Annotated in this window: 9 protein-coding genes and 3 pseudogenes; 8 read left to right on the forward strand and 4 right to left on the reverse strand. The window is 71.8% G+C overall.

Translation table 11 applies throughout. The annotated features are described in order from the left end of the window. The 3 genes and pseudogenes from AC13HU_RS09630 to AC13HU_RS09640 form a co-directional block, all read right to left on the reverse strand. A pseudogene (locus tag AC13HU_RS09630) lies at nucleotides 1-665 on the reverse strand (hypothetical protein); the annotation flags it as partial. 765 nt (nucleotides 666-1,430) lie between these two features. After that, nucleotides 1,431-2,627, reverse strand: a complete 1,197-nt coding sequence (locus AC13HU_RS09635; RefSeq protein WP_483041363.1) for an ROK family transcriptional regulator — start codon at nucleotides 2,625-2,627, stop codon at nucleotides 1,431-1,433. A 43-nt stretch (nucleotides 2,628-2,670) separates the two neighbouring features. Further along, nucleotides 2,671-6,246 carry an alpha-N-acetylglucosaminidase TIM-barrel domain-containing protein gene (locus AC13HU_RS09640; protein WP_483041364.1) on the reverse strand — a complete coding sequence of 1,192 codons (3,576 nt, stop codon included), beginning with the start codon at nucleotides 6,244-6,246 and terminating at the stop codon, nucleotides 2,671-2,673. Between the two features lie 254 nt (nucleotides 6,247-6,500). Here AC13HU_RS09640 and AC13HU_RS09645 point away from each other — a divergent pair, with 254 nt between their 5' ends. The 7 genes and pseudogenes from AC13HU_RS09645 (at nucleotide 6,501) to AC13HU_RS09675 (ending at nucleotide 15,624) form a co-directional block, all read left to right on the forward strand. Next, entirely contained in the window at nucleotides 6,501-7,139 is a 639-nt protein-coding gene (locus AC13HU_RS09645; protein ID WP_483041365.1) for an RNA polymerase sigma factor, read from the forward strand. A gap of 10 nt (nucleotides 7,140-7,149) precedes the next feature. After that, the gene (locus AC13HU_RS09650) at nucleotides 7,150-8,133 is read left to right on the forward strand and encodes a CU044_5270 family protein (protein ID WP_483041366.1); all 984 of its coding nucleotides are present in this window, start codon (nucleotides 7,150-7,152) and stop codon (nucleotides 8,131-8,133) included. 511 nt (nucleotides 8,134-8,644) lie between these two features. Continuing rightward, nucleotides 8,645-9,277: a cyclase gene (locus tag AC13HU_RS09655; RefSeq protein WP_483041367.1), complete on the forward strand. Its 633-nt coding sequence runs from the start codon at nucleotides 8,645-8,647 to the stop codon at nucleotides 9,275-9,277. A 473-nt stretch (nucleotides 9,278-9,750) separates the two neighbouring features. Beyond that, nucleotides 9,751-9,984: pseudogene (locus tag AC13HU_RS09660) on the forward strand (RICIN domain-containing protein); the annotation flags it as partial. A 558-nt stretch (nucleotides 9,985-10,542) separates the two neighbouring features. Beyond that, nucleotides 10,543-11,487: pseudogene (locus tag AC13HU_RS09665) on the forward strand (ABC transporter ATP-binding protein). Further along, the gene (locus AC13HU_RS09670; RefSeq protein ID WP_483041368.1) at nucleotides 11,484-12,866 is read left to right on the forward strand and encodes an ABC transporter permease; all 1,383 of its coding nucleotides are present in this window, start codon (nucleotides 11,484-11,486) and stop codon (nucleotides 12,864-12,866) included. Before AC13HU_RS09665 ends, AC13HU_RS09670 begins: the two are co-directional and overlap by 4 nt. 4 nt (nucleotides 12,867-12,870) lie before the next feature. Continuing rightward, nucleotides 12,871-15,624, forward strand: coding sequence for a bifunctional YncE/alkaline phosphatase family protein (locus AC13HU_RS09675; protein ID WP_483041369.1), 2,754 nt, complete (start codon nucleotides 12,871-12,873; stop codon nucleotides 15,622-15,624). Nucleotides 15,625-15,773: 149 nt separating this feature from the next. Here AC13HU_RS09675 and AC13HU_RS09680 read toward each other — a convergent pair whose 3' ends face one another. Then, complete coding sequence (locus AC13HU_RS09680; protein WP_483041370.1) at nucleotides 15,774-18,080, reverse strand: ATP-binding SpoIIE family protein phosphatase; 2,307 nt, start codon at nucleotides 18,078-18,080, stop codon at nucleotides 15,774-15,776. A 477-nt stretch (nucleotides 18,081-18,557) separates the two neighbouring features. Between AC13HU_RS09680 and AC13HU_RS09685 the strand changes: the two genes are divergently transcribed. Next, entirely contained in the window at nucleotides 18,558-19,091 is a 534-nt protein-coding gene (locus tag AC13HU_RS09685; protein ID WP_483041371.1) for an EF-hand domain-containing protein, read from the forward strand. Nucleotides 19,092-19,244 lie beyond the last annotated feature (153 nt).

The following is a 19,244-nucleotide window of genomic DNA, read 5'->3' on the forward strand; positions in this document are numbered from 1 at the left end:
GGGGTGGTGTGGGCGGCGGGGTGGTCCGGGTGGTCGTCGAGGTGGTCGGAGTCGAGGGCCGCGGTGATCGCGGGGGTGAGGGGATGCCCGGCGAGGACATGGCGGACGACTTCGAGGGGGACGGGGCGCTCGTAGTAGTCCTCGAAGTGGGCCTGGACGGCTTCGGGGGAGCGGTTGGCGAGGAGGTGGAAGAGGAAGCCGGAGCCGTCCGGGGCCTCGCTGCCGGGCGGGAAGGCGATGGCCGGGCCGGTGCGCCAGGTCGTATCGCCGGTCTCCCGCCACAGGCAGGCGGTGACGCGAGGGGCGTCGATGCCCTCCTCGTGGAAGGCGGGTTCGTCCAGGATCGGGCTCAGCGAGGCGGGTACGTCGTCGATGACACCGGGCCAGACCTGCTCGTCGTCCGTCCCGTACGGGCTCATCTCCGACTCGTGCGCGAATCCGCGTATGAGCACGCCGGCCGGGGAGAAGAGGACGGAGAAGTCGTCCCCCGAGCCGTTCTCCATCAGGGCGGCTTCCTCGCCGGGGCCCCAGGTGGTGTCGAAGGTGTAGCAGCAGAACCGCGGATCGCCGCTGAGCGTGGCGTCCAGGAGGGCCAACGCGCGCAAATGGACGCGGAGTTCGGCGGGGCCGGGGAGGAGGGCGGCGATCTCGTGCACAGTGCTCATGGCGTCATGAAAGCAGCCGCCACCGACAACCCGGCACGGCCGGCCCGGACGGTGCCGCCGCTGCCTCCAGCGAACTCCGACCGTCTGCACGGGTTCTTGGCCCGCACGTGTTCTTGGCGCGGGACCAAGTGCCGTAAACGGAAGGGCGATGCCCCTCCTCTACGCGGTCGGCAACGGTGAACTGGTGGTGTGGGTCGCGCCCATCGCGATAGTCGGCCACTTGTGACGGCGGCGTTCGGGCTCTCCTCTGTCCTGCCCTCCAACGACGGCTCGACGTCGGCTCGCGGGTCCTCCCGTCTCCGTCGCGTGAGACGACGGACATCGATCCAGCGCTGTCCGGGTTCGACTCATGGCTGTGAGCAACAACTGGCGAAGCTTTCACTAACGTCTATGTTGCTAACATCGTTGTTAGTGACATGTAGTGAGGTCGACGGGCGTGGTGGACTTGCAGGTCGTCGGCAGGAGCTCGCGACGTTGGATCGAAAGCCGCAGAAGGTGACCGCAGGGGTCGGCGGGGAGCGGCCGGCTGGCAAACGCACAGGTCAGATGGGGTCGACTCTTTCGGGAGCCGGCCTCTCGCTGTGTCCCGCGCTGGGATGGTGCTGAGAGTCCTGTACCGAGTCCTGCACCGTCCCAAGCGCTGCTCGGCAGGGGATCGACGTCGGCGATCAGGGAATCAGAGGTGGCGGCGACCGGCCTCGTTCGCTCCGGCCCGCCGTGGCCGGTCGGGGGAACCGGACGTCGTCGTCCTCGTGTGGCGGGGCGTCAGGTGAGGGCGGCGGTCCAGACGTCGTCGGTGGAGAGTTGGATGGCGCCGGAGACGACGGCGTCCTCGGCCAGGGCGGACAGGGAGACCCGGGGGCAGACGAGGACGCGCTCGGCGAGGTGCGCGGCGATGGCGCGGGCCAGGACCGGGCCCGCCCGGGCCACTCCGCCGCCGATCACGACCGCGCCGGGGGCGAGGGCGAGGACGACGGGGGCGATCGCGCGCGCGAAGGTGGCCGCGATGTCGTCGACGACGGCGAGTGCGGCCTGGTCGCGGCGGGTGGCCGCGGTGAAGACGGCGGCGGCCGGGTCGGCGCCGGCCGCGATCTGCGTGGCGAGGTCGGACCGCGGATGTGCGGCGGCCGCTTCGATGCCGCGCCGGCCGATCGCGTCGGACGACAGCCGGTTCTCCAACTCGCCGCGGCCGCCGGCCGTGACCAGGCGGGTGCCCTCCCCGATGAACCCGATCTCGCCGGCGGCGCTCCGCGATCCCCGGTGCAGCCGGCCGTCGATCACGATCCCGGCGCCGAGACGCTCACCCCACTGCACGGCGAGCAGCGTCCCGTTCGGGTCGTCCTGCGCGCGGGCCAGCGCGAGCGCGGCGAGGTTGGCGTCGTTCTCCAGGCGTACGGCGCACGGCACGATGGCCCGCAGGTGCTCGACGATCGCCAGCGACGGCCATCCCGCGACGCTCGGCGCGAGCTTCACGGTGCCGGACGCGGCGTCGATCAGGCCGGGCGAACCGGCGGCCGCCGCGACGACCGATGCGGCGGCGATCCCCGCGTCGGCGAGCGCGGAATGCACGGCGGCGTCCATCGCGGACAGGACGTCGGCCGCGCGCGAGCGGCCGACGACCTTGCGGACCATCGCGAGATGGCGCCCGCTGACCTCGGCCACCACGGCGGTGACCCGATGCGGCCCGACGTCGATGCCGAGCACGGGACGCGACCGGCCGTCGAGCGCGAAGCGCGTGGCCGGCCGGCCGACCGAGCGGTCCTCGGCGCCTGGTACGGCGACCAGCCACGCCCCCTCGATCAGCAGGTCGACGGCCTGGCGCACGGTGGGCCGCGCCAGGCCGGTACGGTCGGCGATCTCGGCGATGCGCAACGGAACCGGCACGGCCCGCCGTACCGCGTCGAGCACCGCGATGCGGTTGAGCTCGCGCAGTACGGCGGTGCCGCTGGCGCCGTTCGTCACTTGGTGGCCTCCCGGATTCCGGCGCCTGCGAGAGGCCGCAGCATCAGCCGGCGGCGGCCCGCACGGTGACCTCGCTCAAGTGGAACGTGCCGTTGGCCGAGTTGGACAGGCCCACCACCCGTACATAGCGGGCCTGGGCGTCCATCGCGTACGCGTCCCCGGCGTCGGCGGCCACCGCGGTCGAGAGTTTACCGCCGAGCGAGAACCAGTGGGTGCCGTCCGTGCTTCCCTCCAACAGGTAGGTGTAGTAACGCTTTCCGTCGACGTAGTTGCGCACGTTCACCGACGAGAGCTGCTGGTCCGAGCCGAGGTCGACCTGCCACCAGGTGCTCCCGTCGCCGATCACCCCGCCCCAGTACTGCTTGTTGGTCCGGTCGCCGTCGTCGGCCGCCGACGGCGGGCTGCCGGCCTCCGAGGAGAGTGCGGTCGCCGGCCGGCCGACGCTCACCACCGGGTCCCCGGAGCTGTCGCGCGGCGCGTAGCCGGACACGGTCAGGCCGTGGAAGACGGCATAGCCGCTCTGGTGGGTGTTCTGGTTGACCGCCGAGAAGTCCACGCCCGCGTCCTCGGCCGGGCTCATGCCGGGCAGGGTCGCCGACCCGACGATCGCCCAGTTCGTGCCGTCGGTGCTGCACGCGCCGGTGACCGTGTCGCCGGTCCGGCTGATCCGGACGTACGCGGGGACGGTGAACCCGTCGTCCTCGATGTAGTGGTCGAGCCGGCCGTCCCCGTTGGCGTCCCAGCTCAGCATGCAGCCGTGCTCCGGAGTGACCGCCAGTGTGGCGTAGCCGCCCGATCCCGGTGCGGACAGGTCGGAGGCGATCACCAGGCCGGCCCGGGCGTAGGGCGCGCTGTCGCCCTGTTCCCGTACCTGTGTCGTCACCGACGTGCGGTCGGCGAGGAGTTGGGGGCGATAGATCGTGCCGTACTCGTTCGCGCCCGCGTACTGGTCGGTCCCGCCGCCGGCGATGGCGAGCGTGGAGCCGTTCTGGGCCACCGTCAACGGCGTGGTGGCGGTGGTGCGGTACGGGTCGGACACGGCGCCGGCGACGAGTACGCCGCTGCCGGCCGTGGCCGAGCCGTGCGCGCTGCCGGAACTCCAGGTGACCCGCGCGGACAGCTGGGCCACCGTCGCGGGCGTGGCGGTCGCGGGGACCGTCACGTCCCAACTCCGGCTCGTCGTACCGCCGGCGGCCACGTCCGCCGACGTCGGCCGGGTCACCGGATCGACCCGGTATCCGGCCGGCGCCTTGAGTACGAAGGCCGGCTGCCGGGCGGCGCGCGCCGGGTTGTCGTTGGCGAACGTCGCCGTCACCCGGACGGTGCCGCGCGGCTTCGCGCCCGGCTGCGCCGAGTCGAGCGACACGCTGCCCGCGGGGACGGTGGCGACCTGCTCGGCAAGTGCGTGGGCGTCGCCGGTCGGGGTGCTGCGGTACTGCGTGGTCTTCTCGTCCCACTGCTCGGCGACGGCGATCCAGTCGATGGCCGGTGCCGGGTCGCCGGTCCGAAGGGACTGGTCGAGGCCGCTGAAGTACTTCTGCCACCGCGGCAGGTAGTAGTCGCCCACCAGGCCGTTCCACTCGCGGGCGGCGTAGTCCTGGATCACGCCGGTCTTCGACCACTGGGTGAGCAGGGAACGGGCGTCGTACTGCAGCGCCGCCGCCTCGGCCGGCGAACCGGCCTGCGCCGCGGCGTCCGCTTGCCAGCTGCCGAACAGGAAGTTGCTGTCGGTGGCCAGCAGTTGGTCGAGAAGCTTCATCTCGCCGGTGAACTTGCCGGTCAACTCCTCGAACAGCGACCGGTCATGGGCGGAGTAGGAGGCGCGGATCTGCGGCAGCAGGGTCCGCCCGTCGTTGGCGAGCACCTGCCGGGCGAGGTCGACGACGTCGTAGCGGTACGCGGTGCTGGTCCGCAGAGATGGGCGCACCGCGAGCAAGTCGCTCAGTGCCAGCCGGAGTTGAGCGGGATCGTAGTTTACCGTGCCGCCGCTCTTGGTCAGTGACGGCTGCAACTCGTAGACGCCGGTGATGTGTTTGGTGTCGTTGGTCGCGGGCCAGGAGTAGACGGTGTCGGCCAGGATGCTCCAGGCGGCCGTCGCGTTCGGGTCGGTCCCGCCGTACCGGGCGGTGGCGTAGTCGGCGATCCACGGGTGGACGTCGACCGCGGCCGGTTCCCAGGCCATGTCGGTGAAGAACTTCACGGCCGCCGGGTTGTTGTCGATGGCCTCGGGCATCATGGCGATCCCGTTCAGGGCCGTTCCCGGCCGCGCGAGCCACTGGTGGAACTTGGTGTTCCATGTGGTCAGGCTGGTGCCGAGGTTGGTGTGGCCGCCGAAGTTCCAGATGGTGCCGAAGGCGTAGGGCGCCCCGTCGAAGTCGTGGTCCCGGTCGGTGATGTTCGGCTGGTCGGAGTTGCCGTCCACGACGAGCATCTTCGACTTGTCGACCGCGTTGAGCGTGGCCTGCAACGGGTTGTTCTCCCAGCCGAGGATGGCCCAGATCGCGTCGGGGTGGGCCTTCTCCAGGGCGTCCTGCACGGCGCGGGAGGCGTCCGGGATGTCCACGTCGCCGGCCTGGCCGCCCTCGTGCAGCAGGTCCATCTTGTACATCGAGCTCGGCCCGAACAGCCGGGTCTGCACCTGGTAGAACGTCGAGGCCACGGCGGTGAAGTCCGGGCCGGTGGGGTCGAGCCAGTCGGGCCGCTTCAGGCCGTTCCAGGTGCCCTGCGGGATGGTGTGCGCGCCCGCGTTCTGCTGCGCGAAGTTCGGCGGCACGGTGCCGTAGTAGCCGGGCAGCACCGGGGTCATGCCGAGCGAGGTCAGCCGGGAGGTGATCTGCCGGCCGAGTTCGGCCCGGGAGTCGATCAGCTGCTGCGGGACCGGGCTGCCGAGGCAGCACAGGTTCTGCAACATCCACCACGACTGGTGGCCGGGCTGGGGGATCCAGGACCGCATGTCGGACGCGGTGTAGCCGAACTTCTCGAACGTCTGCTCGTACACCGCGTCCTGGCCCTCGTAGACCAGCACCTCGTTGATCCCGTCCAGCGCGAGGACGTCGATGCGGTGCTGCCACTCGGCCCAGGTCATGTACGGCCCGCTGTAGCCCTCGTTCGTGTCGTTGAGCGCGAACCGGTGGGCCACGACGGCGTCATCGGTGATCGGGGTCGCGGGGAGGGGGAGCTTCGCCGGGAGGCGCACCTGGTCGCCGTTGAGCGAGAAGTCCGCGTGCACGACGTTGTGCAGGTACGCGCCGAAGCCGCGCAGCGCGGTCGCCGGGGTCGTGCCGCTGACGGTCAGGTGGCCGTCCTGCGCCTCGACCTGGTAGCGGTCGGCGCCGCCGGGCAGTTGGCGGAGGTCGATCTGGGCGGCGTGGGCCTTGCCGATCAGGCGGACCAGCGCGTCGTGGGCCGACGTCATGGAGGAGGCGGAGGAGGTGCCGGGAGAGGCGGCGGGGGCTGTGTCGGGAGCGGAGACGGTGGCGGTGGTGGCGGCGGTGGTCGCGGCGGGCGGCGCGGCGTCGGCCACGGCGGTACCCGGCACGGCGATGAGTGCCGCGCCCGCGGCCAGCACGGACAGGGCGGCGAGCGCCCGGCGGTAGGGACTGCGGATGCCGGCGATCACGGCCTGGCTCGCATTACGAAGTGTCTCTTCCTATCCATGCGGATAGTTGAGCGGTCCATGCCATTTAGCGTCAAGAGTTCGCACAGAGGCCGGAGGATGAATTTCGGCCGATCCTCGGACGCGGTGCCGTGTCCTCGGACGGCACCGTGCGTCGCATCTCGGGGCGCCGGGAACTCGAAGGCGGGCATCGACGGACAGTAGATGACCTGCCCGACTCTTCGAGGGAAGCCCATGAGTTCTGTGCGAGGCGGCCGATGACCGCCGCAGTGGGTGTCGGTGTCAGCCATGTCCCGGTTCCGGAGGAGGAGTTCGGGTCCGACGCGGCGGTCATCGAGAAGTCCTGGGACGAACCCGAGGCGTTCGCCGTGCTGTTCGACCGCTACGCCGACGACATCCACCGGTACGCGGCGAGACGGGTCGGCGTGGAAGTCGCCGACGACCTGATGGCCGAGGTTTTCGTCGTCGCCTTTCAGCGGCGCCGCCGGTACGACGTGTCCCGGCCGCATGCGCGCCCGTGGCTGTACGGGATCGTGACCAATCTCGTCGGTGACCACCGGCGGGCCGAGGCCCGCCGGCTCCGCGCCCTGTCGCGGGTGGCCGTGACCGTACCGGACGAGGAAGGCGGCGACGGCGAACCGGTGGCGGAGCAGGTGGCGGCCCGGGTCTCCGCCGAGAGCGCCCGAGGAGCGCTGGCCGGCGCCCTGGCGAAGTTGCCGGCGCGCTACCGGGACGTGCTGCTGGTGATCGCGTGGGGGGATCTCGACTACGCGGAGGCCGCCGAGGCCCTGGGCATACCAGTGGGCACCGTGCGTTCACGGCTGCACCGGGCGCGCGGCAGGCTGCGCGAAGCGCTGGGCGGGTCAGATCCCACAACCCTGCAAGAAGAGCAATAGGAGCCCGATCATGGACGACTTCGTTTCCGTGCGGGAACTGGCGGCCGACACGCCCCCGTTGACCGCGAACGCCCGCTCGGCGGCCCGCGACCGGCTGGAGCGGGTGATCGCCGGCGAGAGCCGCCGCGGGGTGTCCGCCCTGCTGCCCAGGCGTACCGCGTTCCGTATCGCGGTGGCCGCGACCGTGGCCGCCGCGGTGGCGGGCTCCGCCGTGGTGGCCTCGACCGGCGGCGGGAGTACCCACTCCCCGCGGATGGACACGGTCAGCGCGGCGCAGGTGCTGCACATGGCCGCGAACAGGACGCTCGCCGACAGCGACCCACTGCCGATCCCGCGCAACGACCAGTACCTCTACGTCAGGACGCTCACCACGCGAACGCCCCTGAAGGGCGGGAAGGCCAGGACCTGGACCGACGAGAGCTGGCTGTCGGTGGACGGTTCCAAGCCCTCCAAGCGGGTGGAACTCGGCAAGGTCCACATCGACCCTCCGCTGGGCAAGCACGAGGTGCCGTCACCGCCCACCCAGTACGCGGAGTTGAAGAAGTGGCCGACCGACCCCGACGCACTCCTCAAGTGGCTCGGGTACGGGCAGGGCGTCGTGAAGTCTGTGGTCGTCGACGGCAACAGCACGGCCAAGCCCGTGGCCGATCCTGACGCGCAGGTGTACATCACGGCGTGCCTGCTCATGAAGGGACCGCGGGTCATGCCGCCCGGGTTGCAGGCCGCCGCGTTCGAAACCCTGGCGAAGCTGCCCCGGATCAAGGTGGATCACGACCAGGTGGACGCGCTCGGCCGGCACGGGGTCGGTGTGTCGTACCCCGGCATGTCCTACTCCCTCGTCTTCGACCGCTCGACGTACGACTACCTGGGCATGCGGCAGAAGGGCAGCCATCCGGAGCGCGTCGACGGCGCATGGCGACAGGTCGGCTGGTTCTCGGAGTTGACCGCCCAGGAGCAGGTGGGTGTGGTCGACCGGATCGGCGGGCGTCCCTGACGGCCTCGTACACGGCTGCGCGGGCCCGATGAAAAGGCCCCGCGGGAACCCGGGTTCGGGTCCCCGCGGGGCCTGACGCGGTTGTGCGCCCGGGTCTTCGGCGCGTCCTACGTCCCCGACGGGGTCCTGGAGGCTGCCCGGGGAAGGCGTTCGCGGCGGCGAACGCGTAGCCGGCCCCGCCTTCCCCGCCTTCCCCGCGCGTCACTGTGGCCATTTCAGCCACACCCGTTTCGGCGTGGATCGCGCACGCGGCACGGCTGCGAGGCTCCGGAAGTGCAGGCGGCTTGCCCTCGAACGCCTACGGCGACCTGGTCGAACGTCGGATCCGCGGTTCCGTCGACGGCGGCACAACGGCCGAAACACCCCCTTATCCACAGGGGTCGGCAGGTGGATATTCCGACGTGGGCTGCCGTTGAACATGTCATGCACCTGACGACTCGGACCCGGTGACACCCCCACCACCGCCCCGGCCCTGGACGAAGCGGCCGGAGCCCCGGAACAGGAGAGACATATGCGCACCAGTTTTGCTCTGCCCGTGGCCGCGCTCGGCGTGGTCGCCGCGCTCGGGCTGTCCTGCGGCGCGGCGTCGGCCGCCGACAATCCGCTGAGCCTGGCGTGCCAGGCGACACCGCCGATCGTCTCCGCGGAGACGTTCACCATCGACGCGGGAGTCAACGGCACCGCGCCGGCTTCCGTGGCCGCCGGGAGCGGCTTCGCCGTGACACTGGCGCCGGACGCGATCACCGTGCCCGGTTCCGTCAACGGGAACACCGTGAACTCGATCAGCTCGCTGACGCTGACCGCCCCGGCGCCGGCGAACGCGACGCTGAACGGCGCGACGCTCAGCGGCGGTTCCGGGTTGGGCTCCGGCACGCCGGCGGTCTCGGTGAGCGGCGGCACCATATCGATGACCGTGCCCGGCCCGATCAGCGGCGGCAGCACGTTCACGCTGCCGACGCTGAACCTGAACCTGACCGCCGGCGCGTCCGGCGCCACCGTGCAGACGCAACTCGCGGGCAGCAGCTACTCCAGCCCCGGCCTGACCTTCACCGCGAACGTGACCTCCAGCATCTTCACGGTGAACGCGCCGACCGCCTGCTACCCCTCGCCGAACCCGGTGCTGACCACGACGACGGTCTCCTGACTGCCGCGTACGGCATGGGCGACGGGCCCGGCGCGGTAACGACCCCAGGTCGTAAGCGTCGGACCCGTCGCCCTCGACCCTGCTATGCGGTCGCCGCGCCGGTCATCGCGCCGGTCGTCGTCACGGGCCCGAGGTCAGATAGGTCACCGTGGTGCCGCCGGAGACCTGCCCGCGCCACCGCCGGCCAACTCGCCGGCCTCTACGGCATCTCCACCTCGGCGGCCTACGGCCGGATCGGACTGACCCCGATCGCCGGCCAGAACGACGACAACGAGTACTTCTCGCAGTCCGACGCGCAGACGCTGGAGAGTTTCGCCGCCTCCAACGGCGTGCAGGAACTGTCGTTCTGGGAGGTCGACTACTACGACAAGCCCGTCGGCTACGCCTACTCCCGGATCTTCGACCAGCTGACCGGGGGCAGCACCGGCGGCGGGACGGGCGGCGGCACCACCGGCCAGATCACCGGATACGGCGGCAAGTGCGTGGACGTGGCTGCCGCCGGCACCGCCGACGGCAGCCAGGTGCAGCTGTACGACTGCAACGGCACCGGTGCGCAGGTCTGGCAGCACCAGTCCAACGGCGAGCTGGTGAACCCCGCTTCCGGCAAGTGCCTGGACGCGACCGGACCCAGCTCGGCCAACGGCACCCGGTTGCAGATCTGGACCTGCTCCGACAGCACCAACCAGCAGTGGAGCCTGCCGAGTTGATTCGACGTCAAGTCGTAGGCAGGTAGCCGGGTCGCCGGGGTTCCCGGCTCGGCCGGACCGGCCGGGGTGCGCCCGAAACGCCCCTCGGCCGGTCCGGCCCGCCGCCATGCCGTCCGGCTGACGGCCACGCCCGCCTTCCCCGCAGCCAAGTCCGGCCGTCCCATGGCCAGGTGCTGCCGGCCCGCGGCCATCGCCGCCGCAGGTCGTGACCGGCGGTGATGACACGCAGTCATCTCACTGTCACGGCGCCGGCGTCGACGTGGTGGATTCCGGCCGCCTGATGTTCCACGAGAGTTCAACTCATCGTCTGCGGAGGCGCTGGGCGCAGTCCCTAGGGTCCCTTGAGGCTGACGACCTGGGGGGTAATAGGGAGTGGATCAGGGAGCGGCGTCATGTGGCTTCGGATCCAAGGCGGAGGAGCGAGGCGAGGCGGTGGGGGTACCTCCCACGCCGCAGGCTGTGGGGGACTCGTCGACCGACGACAACGCCGGAGGCGGAGTCGCAGGGCGGCGCGAGCCCGCTCCCTATTACCCCCAGGTCGTAAGGAGGAAGGGACTCATGGACGCACCCCTCGCGGTCCGGGCTCGTGGGATCACCCAGTAGTTCGGCGATGTCGTCGCGCTCGACGGGATCGATCTGGAGGTGGCGCAGGGGCAGATCCACGGCCTGGTCGGGCCGAACGGCGCGGGCAAGACGACCCTGCTCGGCCTGCTGCTGGGCCTGGCCGTCGCCGATGACGGGCGGCTCGACGTTCTGGGCGCGCCGGTCGGACGGGCGCTCGCCGCCCCCGACGGCGTCGCCGGCTTCGTCGACGGGCCCGGCCTGTACCCCTCCCTCACCGCCAGGCAGAACCTCGCCGCGCTGGTCGCACTGCGCGGCCACGACGCGCGGACGGGCGCGATCGGCGACGTACTCGGCGAGGTCGGGCTCACCGACGTCGCCGACGACCGGGTCCGCGGCTACTCCCTGGGCATGCGACAGCGACTCGGACTCGCCGCCGCCCTCCTCACCAGGCCCCGGCTGCTCGTGCTCGACGAGCCCTCCAACGGCCTTGACCCGGCCGGGAAGAGACACGTCCACGGGGTACTCACCAGGCTCGCCGCGGACGGCACCGCCGTCGTGATCTCCAGCCACCGCATGGACGACCTGGAGGCACTCTGCTCCGAGGCCACCATCCTCGCCACCGGGCGGGTGGTCTTCTCCGGCGGCTTGAGCAAGCTCGCCGCCGAGAACCGGGAACTCGACTACCGGCTGCTCACCTCCGACCTGCCGGCCGCCCGCCGGCTGGCCGCCGGCACCGCCGGGATCGGCGTCGTGGACGACGCCCGGGCCTGGCGCGGCGCCGAAGTGCTCGTCGTGCGCGCCCTGGTGCCCGCACTCGACGAACTGGTGGCCCGGCTCGTGCACGCCGGCGTCGCGGTGCGCGAACTCGCCCCCGTGACGTCGCCGCTCGAAGCCGCGTTCCTCGCCCTCACCGAAGAAGAAGAGGAGGCCGGCCGATGACCGCGACGCCGACGACCGTGGACACGACCGCTACCACCGCCGGCACCGCGGTCGGGGTGCGCCCCGTCTCGGTGGCGCGCGGCTACCGCTTCGAACTGGTCAAGCTGGTCTCGCAGTGGCGCATCCGGCTGCTGGTACTCGCCTGCTGGCTCGCGCCGGGGCTCTTTGTCGCCGCGGTGAGCCGGCAGAGTTCGCTTCCTTCCGACACGCTCTTCGGCCGCTGGATGCATGGCACTGGGTGGGCCGGGCCGCTGGTGGTGCTCGGCTTCTCGGGCAGTTGGGCGCTTCCGTTGCTGACCTCGCTGGTCGCCGGCGACGTCTTCGCCGCGGAGGACCGGCTCGGCACCTGGCGCCACCTGCTGGTGGCGGTCCGGTCGCACCGCCGGATCTTCGCGGCGAAGGCACTGGCCAGCCTCACCGTCATCCTGCTGCTCGTGGTCGGGTTGACCGCGTCCGGCGTGGTCGGCGGGCTCGCGGCGGTCGGGAACCGGCCGTTGGTCGGCCTCGACGGCCACCTGCTGTCGCCGTCGGCCGCCGCCGGGAACGTGCTGCTCGCCTGGACGTGCGCGCTCGCCCCGACGCTGGCCCTCGCCGCGATCGGCCTGCTCGGGTCGGTCGTGCTGGGACGCTCCCCGATGGGACTGCTGCTGCCCGCGCTTGTCGCGCTCGCGATGCAACTGGCCCAACTGCTGCCGCTGCCGGTCGCCGTACGCCTGTCCCTGCCCGGCTACGCGTTCATCGCCTGGAACGGCCTGTTCACCAGCCCGGCGCAGGTCGGCCCGCTGCTGATCGGCATCGCGGTCAGCCTGGTGTGGGCCGTGGCCGCGACCACGCTGGCCTATCTGCTCTTCCTGCGGCGCGACTTCACCAACCTGACCAACGACGGCTCCGGGCGCCGCGCGATCACCGCCGGGCTGCTGCCGCTGGCCGGACTGCTCGCCGTCACGTTCGCGGTCGTCGCCGTCGCGACCCCGTCGATGGGGTCCGGCATCGACCGGAACAAGGTGCAGCGGTCGGTCGCCACGGCGTTCGCCCACCTCTACCGGATGCAGACCGAGCAGCTCAACCGCCCCGCCGTCACCGAAGCGCAGCTGCGGGTCACGGCGGCGTGCGACAAGAGCGACGGCCATGTCGCGGCCAACGGCCCGGGCAACGACTGGCGTTGCGTCGTCACCTGGCATCTCCCCGGCGTCGAGGCCGCAGGCACGGCCATCTACCAGCTCGACGTCACCTCGGACGGGCGGTTCGTGGCCGACGGCGACGGACCGAAGGAAGTGAACGGCTACTTCCTGGTGCGCTCCCCGACCGGCGACGCGCCGAACCCGCTCTGGCAGTTCGACGGCAACGTCGAGCTGCTCCACACCACCCCGAAGGGATAACCGGATGCAGGTAACACGCCGCCGAAGGCGTGTCGAGAAGGCGCACGTAGTCCTTCTCGGCAGGCGCATCGGCCGCCGGACGGTACTGGTCACGGCGGGCCTCACCACCCTGGCGCTGGGTGCCACCGGCACCGCTTTCGCCCAGACCCACCAGTTCGGCACCGAACAGGTCGGCCAGACCACCGACCAGGGACAGGTCATCGCCAGCGACCAGTACCTCGCGCCGTACGGCGACCGCATGGTCATCGACGACGGCAAGATCATGTCGTCCTCGGTCAGCCCGGACGGCACCCACCTGGCGGCCGCGGTCACCGATGGCGACGCTGCGCTCACCATCGTGGACCTCAAGACCTGGAAGGTGCAGCAGCTCGTCGGCAAGAGCGCGGCGGCGAACCTGAAGATCAGCGGCAACGACGTGGGTCAGGAAGGCCCCACGTACTCGCCCGACGGCTCGCAGCTGTGGCTCGGCCAGACCGACGGCTACACCCGCTTCACGGTGAACCCCGACGGCACCCTCGCCGACCCGACGTCCGTCAAGATCCCGGCGGACGGCGCCAAGCACGCCCTGGTGGGTGCGGCGGCGTTCTCGGCGGACGGCTCCACCGTGTACTCCGCGGTCAACGGCCAGAACCGGGTGGTCGCCATCGACGCGGCGACCGGCGCCATCGAGCAGAGCTGGGCGGTCGGCAACGCGCCGCGCGACATCGTGCAGGTCGGCAGCAAGCTCTACGTCAGCAACGAGGGCGGCCGACCGGCCAGGAGCGGTGACACGACGCTCAACTCCTACAACACCCAGGTGCCGGCCAGCCCGGTGACCGGCGCCACCACCACCGGCACGGTCAGCGTCATCGACCTGGCGAAGCCGGCCGCCGCCCCCGCGAGCATCAACGTCGGCCTGCACCCGACCGCGTTGTACGCGAAGAAGGGCACGGTGTTCGTCACCGACACCGCCACCAACGACGTGGCGGTCATCGACACCGCCCGCGGCAAGGTCGTGCAGACCATCTCCACCAAGCCGTGGCCGGAGGCGTCGGTCGGCTACGAGCCCGACGCGGTGACGCTCACCGACGACGGCCATCTGCTGGTGACGCTCGGCCGCGCCAACGCGATCGCCGTCTACAAGTACCGGACCGCGCAGGAGCCGGTCAGCTACGTCGGCCTGCTCCCGACCGACTACTTCCCCGCGGAGATCACCACCGTCGGCAAGCAGGTGGTCGTCTCCAACACCCGCGGCATCGACGCCCGCCGCCCCACCACCAGCGCCGGGCACGGCACCCACGACACGACATCCAGCCTGACGCACTTCACGCTGCCGAACGACCGCGTCATCAAGGCCGAGACCGCCAAGGTCTTCCAGCAGAACGGCTGGACCAGCAGCGACGTCAAGCTGGCCAAGGGCCGTAAGGCGAAGGCGGTGCCGGTCCCGGCGCGGCTGGGCGACCCGTCGACGATCAAGCACGTCTTCCTGATCGTCAAGGAGAACCGGACCTACGACCAGGTCCTCGGTGACATGTCGCAGGGCGACGGCGACCCGGCGCTGACCGAGTTCGGCGCGAACGTGACGCCGAACCAGCACGCCCTGGCCGCGCAGTTCGGGCTCTACGACAACACGTACGACATCGGCACCAACTCCGCCGAGGGCCACAACTGGCTGATGCAGGCGGACGATCCGGAGTACACCGAGTCCTCGGCCGGTGAGTACCAGCGCAGTTACGACACCGAGGACGACGCGCTCGGCCACCAGAGGAGCGGCTTCCTGTGGACCGGCGCGCAGGCGGCCGGGAAGACCGTGCGCGACTTCGGCGAGTTCCAGCAGTTCCTGACCAAGCCGGCCGGCGCGACGTGGCAGAACCTGTACTGCGACACGAAGAACATGGCGGCGACCGGCCAGGGCACCGCCTACCCGCTGGACTCGTCCTCGCCGATCCCGTCCCTCAACAACGTGTCGGTGCCCGGCTTCCCGAAGTTCGACACCAGCGTCCCGGACATCTACCGGGAGCAGATCTGGCAGCAGGACTTCGAGAAGAACGGTCCGGCGAACCTGAACATGTTCTGGCTCTCCAGCGACCACACCGGCGGCCCGGCCGGCCCGGCCGCGCAGGTCGCCGACAACGACCTCGCCGTCGGCCGGATGGTCGACACCATCTCGCACAGCAAGTACTGGAAGGACTCGGCGATCTTCGTCGTCGAGGACGACTCCCAGGCCGGCCTGGACCATGTCGACGGCCACCGTGCGCCGATCCAGATCATCAGCCCCTACGCCCAGCACGGCGTGGTGGACGACCACTACTACTCGCAGATCACCATGATCCGCACCATCGAGCAGATCCTCGGCATCCACCCGATGAACCAGAAGGACAGCGCGGCCAGCCCGATGACGGCCGCGTTCCGGGCCAAGCCGGACATCATGCCGTTCACGGTGCTGCCCAACCGGACCTCGCTGACCGCCGGACTGAGCACCCCGCCGTCCTGCGGCGCGGACACCCCGGCACCGCAGGACCCCAAGGCGGCGGCCGTGCCGAAGGTGAGCGTGCCGGCGGCCGAGAAGACGGTGGCGGCGCAGTGGAACACCTGGAAGTCGCAGCAGCGGCTGACCGGGCCGAACGCCGTGCCCGACTACGCCCCGCCCGCCCAGATGAACCACTTCACGTGGTACCAGACGCACAACTGGGCCAAGCCGTACCCCGGTGAGAGCAGGATCTACCCGCCGAACGCCGTGCCCGGCGCCTACATCCCGTCCGCGGACAACGACGACTGACGATGGCTGACGTGGTCTGCGAGGTTTGCGTGGTCTGCGTGCCCTGATCGCGTCGAAGGGCCCCCGGCCGGCGTCACCCGCCGCCCGGGGGCCCTGCCGTGTGTACGGCCGGTGCCGTGCGGCGTGTACGGGCGGGGGCACGTCAACTCTTATCGTGCGGTGAGGAGTTGCTCGGTCCAGATGGTCTTGCCGTCGGGGGTGTAGCGGCTGCCCCAACGGTGGGTGAGCTGGGCGATCAGGAACAGGCCGCGGCCGCCCTCGTCGGTGAGGCGGGCACGGCGCAGGTGCGGCTGGGTCTGGCTCGGGTCGGAGACCTCGCAGATCAGCCGCTGGTCCTTGATCAGCCGGACGGTGATCGGGGCGCCCGCGTACCGGATGGCGTTGGTGACCAGCTCGCTGACGATCAACTCGGTGCTGAAGGCCAGGTCGGGGAGGTCCCAGGCGGTGAGCTGGGCGGTGACGCCGGAGCGGACCTCGGCGACCGCCTCGGGGTCGGCGGTCACCGTCCATCCCGCGGTCCGCCCAGCGGGCAACTCGCGGGTACGGGCCAGCAGGAGGGCCTGGTCGTGGTCGGGCGCCGGGTCGGAGAGGCGGCCGAGCAGTTCGCGGCCGGCGTCCGCCATCGAGCGGCCGCTCGCCGCCGTCGACCGCGCGACCTCCGCGACCGCGGCCTGCCGGCGGCGCCCGGCCGGGTCGTCCTGCCGTACGGCGCCGTCGCTGTGGAAGGCGAGGACGTCTCCGGCGGACAGCAGCAACTCGGTCATCTCGAAAGGCCCGTTGCCGGTGCCCAGGGGCGGGCCCGCGTTGACCTCGACCTGTTCGGCGACCAGCGGTTCGGCCGCCGACGGCTCGGTCGCGAGGTGGTCGGCCACCGGTTCCTCGGCCGCGGTCCGTTCGGTCACGAGCGGTTCGGCCGCGTCGGGTTCGCCCGTGCCGGGTTCGGCGCCCTCGCCGGGCGCGGCGGCGCCGCCTCGTACCAGGACCGGTCCCGGGTGGCCCGCCGACGCGATCAGGCAGCGGCCGGTGAGCGGGTCGTACGTCGCGTAGACGCAGGACGCCCCGCGCAGCGCGCCCTCGATGCCCGTGTGGACCGGGTCGCGGTCGTCGGTGTTCGCGAAGCGCACGACCAAGTCGTCCAGGTGGCTGAGGAGTTCGTCGGGTGCCGGGTCGAGGTCGGCGAGGGTGCCCACCGCGGCCCGCAGCCGTCCCATCGCGGCGGTCGCGCCGAGCCCGTGCCCGGGCACCCGTCCGACCAGGAACGCGACCCGGGCGGCGGACAGTTCGATGACGTCGAACCAACTCCCGCCGATGCCTTCGGGGGTGCCGCCGGGCACGTACACACCCGACGTCTCGGCGGCCGTGCTGTCACCCACCACCCTTGGCAGCAGGCTGCGTTGAAGAGTCTCGGCGGTACGGCGCTCCTTGGTGTAGCGGCGCGCGTTGTCGATGCTCAGGGCGGCCCGCGAGGCGACCTCGTCGGCGAGACCGGCGTCGGTCTCGTCGAACCGGCGGCGCTCGCCGGTACGCCAGAGCAGGACGGTGCCCAGCACCAGGCCGCGTGCCTGCACCGGCATCAGCAGCAGCGACGTGGCGCCGGGCGGGAGGAACAGCCGGGACCGATCCTCCACCGTCGACAGCAGCGACCGCAGGTCGGTGAGGTCGGGCAGGAAGCCCGCGGCGCCGCGGCGCACCTGCTCGCTCGCGACGTCGCCGACGGTCAGCGTGGCGCCGCGCGGATACACAGCCGACGGCCACTCGCCGACCGCCGCCACGGCCACCCGGCTCAGGGGTGTCACGCCGGTGAAGGGGGCGGGCTCCTCGCCCTGGAGCACCGACAGGGTCAGGTCGACCGCGGCCAGGTCCGCGAAGGCGGGGACGAGCACGGCCGCCAGGTCCTCGGCGTTGCGGGTGATGTCCAGCGACCCGCCGATCGCGGCGGCGGACGCGTAGCGCAGGTCGGCCCGCTCCGACGCGCTGACCGCCGCCGAGGCCAGCCGCGGGCGTCTCGGCGGGCCGTCCTCGGCGCTCGGCGCGGTGTCGTCCTCCGCCCGCGCGGCGCCCGGCTCGGCCCGGTCCGGGCCCGGCGGACCGTCTTGCGCGATCCGCAGCAGGAAGTGCGCGCCATGCGGGCCGTCCGGCACCAGAACGGACACCCGCAGCCTGACGTGCAGCGTCCCGCCGCCGGGCCGCAGCAGCACCACCCCGCCGGTGTTCTGCCGGCCGCCGAGCGCACCTGACGCCAGGACCGACCACGTCCCCGGGTCCTCGAACAGCTCGACGATATTGCGGCCGCGCAGCGTGTCGGGGGTGCATCCGAGCAGCGCCGCCGCCCGCCCGGTGCAGCTCACCACCGTCTTGCGGGCGTCCACCACCAGCGCCGCGTCGCCTCGCGACCGGCGCGCCGGTCCCTCCGGCCCGTCGGCGTCGGTCCGCCGCCCAGGCCCGCTCGAACCCATACGCCCATTGAAACGCGCGCTCCGACTGCCCGCGCGCCGGGGACCACCGGGCCCGCCACCGGGCCGCCCGCCAGCCGCCCACCCGCCCCAGATCACCGTTCGACCCGCGCCCGCGAGTCGCGACCCGCTTGCGACCCGCTCGCCACCCGATCAAACGACCCACCCGGCACCGGCGCGCCACCGGCCGTGGCCTGTTCCCGACCCACCGCGGCGCGGGCTCGCGACCTGCCCGCCACCGGCGCACAACCCGCTCGGAACCGGCTCGCGACCCGCTTGCGGCCGGCTCGCGGCCCGCGCTCGCGATCGGCGTGCGCAGCTCTGTGCGCCGTCCCCGCGGGGTTTCGCGCCGGGGGCCTCACTCATTGCGGTGAAGCGACGACCGTTCCCGGGCCGGGGCGGCGCGGCGGTCGCACTGTGGAACCGCGCAGAGTCTCCGGGGCCCCGGTGGCCCCGGATTCCGACGGAAGGCGGGACAGGATGCGGACCGAAGCGGTCAACCGAGTCAAGCTGGTATTCACGCTGTTCGACGCCGATGGCAACGGATATCTCGAACCCGACGATTTCGATCTGATGAACCGGCGCGTGGCCGAGGCGGCGACCGGGTCCGACGACGCCGCGAAGGCCACGATGGCGGCCGCCTTCCAGCGGTACTGGATCACGCTGTCCACGGAGTTGGACGCCGACCGGGACGGCCGGGTGAGCTACGAGGAGTTCCAGGCGTGCGTGCTCGCGTCGGAGCGGTTCGACGACGCGATCGCCGACTTCGCCCATGCGCTGGCCGCGCTGGGCGACCCGGACGGCGACGGCCTGATCGAACGCCCGCTGTTCGTGGCGCTGATGACCGCGATCGGCTTCGGACTGCCCAACATCCACGCGCTGTTCGACGCGTTCGAGCCCGACGCGGCGGACCGGGTCCCGGTGCCGGTCTGGGTGGAGGGCATCAAGGACTACTACCACCCGCACAAGGCCGGCATCGCCGGGGACCACCTGGTCGGCACCCCGGCCGTCTGAGGGCTGACCGGGAGCCGCACGAAGACCGTACGAAGGCCGTACGAAAGCCGGCCGCGGTCCGTACGAAAGCCGGCCACGGGCCGTCCGAGCGGGCGCCCGACGTCCTCCCGAGCACCTGACGCGAGCCGGGAGCACGCCGGCATACGGGAGGGC

Source organism: Streptomyces sp. NH27, from assembly GCF_056859195.1.